At 64.0% G+C, this 1,598-nt stretch carries 1 pseudogene; it reads left to right on the plus strand.

What is annotated here, in order from left to right:
* Positions 1 to 191 precede the first annotated feature (191 nt).
* A pseudogene (locus tag SxD43FB_RS23515) lies at positions 192 to 1,549 on the plus strand (DUF6880 family protein).
* Positions 1,550 to 1,598: the final 49 nt, after the last annotated feature.

Consider the following 1,598-nt stretch of genomic DNA (forward strand, 5'->3'; position numbering starts at 1 on the left):
GCAACTCACCGACTTTCTGCGCCGCCTGCCGGACTGGATGCGACGGGACATCTCCGCCGCCGATCCGGCGCGGCGCGCGCGGAAGAGGCGCTGCACGCCATGCTGCTTGCGCTGGTCAAGGGGACAGAACGGTCGGGAGGTGCAGACATCTGATGGCGGCCTCCGGCAATGGCAAACGCGGCACCGGCAGGATGACGCTCGATGCGATCCAGGCGCTGGGACAAGCGCGCCTTGCCCGGCTTGTCTTGGCCCAGGCCGAGCGTGACGCCTTATTCGCCCGCGCGGTCCGCATGGAGCTGGCGGCGAAGGACGATAGCGGGGCCTTGGCCCACGAAATCGACAAGCGGCTGAAGACCATTCGGCGTTCGCGCGGATTCGTCGAATGGGACAAGGTAGGTCCGCTCGCGCGCGAACTCGACCAGTTGCGGGAAACCATATTGGGACCACTGGCCGAAACTTCGCTGAGCCAGGCAGTCGACAGCATGAAGCTGCTGCTGAGCCTTGCCGAACCGGTGTTCGATAGGTACGACGACAGCAGCGGTTCGTTGGGCGCGGTGTTCCGGCAAGGCGGCGAAGATCTGGGCGGGCTGTGGGCCCGAACCGATGTACCCGATGTCGAGCAGCTCGCCGGGGATATTTTAACGCTGATTGAAGGGGATGGCTATGGCGTGTTCGACGACCTGCCGGACGCAGCCTCCCCGGCTCTGGGACAGACAGGCCGCGCAGCCTTGCGACGGATGCTGCTGGAGCGGCAGGCGGGGCTGACCGGCCCGGAGCGACGGCAATTCGATTATAAGGTCGGCTGGCTGTTGCCCAAGCTCGCCGACCTCGACGGCGATGTGGACGCCTATATTGCGACAGTCGATCCTGACCGGCGTAATACGCTGCTCAATGCGCAGGTTGCCGCCCGCCTGATCGCGCAGGGTCGTGCGGTAGAAGCCCTCGACTGGATCGACGCACCGGTTGAGCGCAGCCATAACGAGCGCGAAATCGCCGATCTCAAATTACGCGCCTTTGAGGCGCTGGGCCGCAGGGACGATGTGCAGGCGCAGCGCAAGGCGATCTTCGACCGCTGGCTCGACGCTCAGGCGTTGCGCGACTGGCTCAAGGCTTTGCCTGATTTCGAGGATGTCGCTGCGGAAAGGCAGGCTCTCGATCAGGCCATGACCTATGATCGAGCGACATCGGCACTGGCGTTCCTCATCGCCTGGCCTGATCTCAAACGCGCTGGGAAGCTGACCAGGGAGCGGTTCGAAATCTGGAAGCCCGGGCCTATGACATTCTGCGTCCTGCCGCCGAGGCTTTGTCTCAGGCCGATCCGGGCGGGGCCACCTTGCTCTATCGCCGACTGGTGACTGGCGTGCTCGACCGGGCGAGTTCGAAATACTACCCCTATGCCGCGCGGGACTGTGCAGCCGCGACGGATTTGGCCGACCGTATCGCAGGCGATGTCGATGTCGTACCGCATGATGACTGGCTGGCCGATCTTCGCAAGGTGCATGGACGCAAGATCGGCTTCTGGAATCAGGTCGCGGGGAAATTCGGATAATCGCGGAGAATGCCGGGGCGGCCAGATTGGAAACCTCCCTACCAATGGT

It is taken from the genome of Sphingobium sp. D43FB, from assembly GCF_002312805.1.
Classification (GTDB): domain Bacteria; phylum Pseudomonadota; class Alphaproteobacteria; order Sphingomonadales; family Sphingomonadaceae; genus Sphingobium.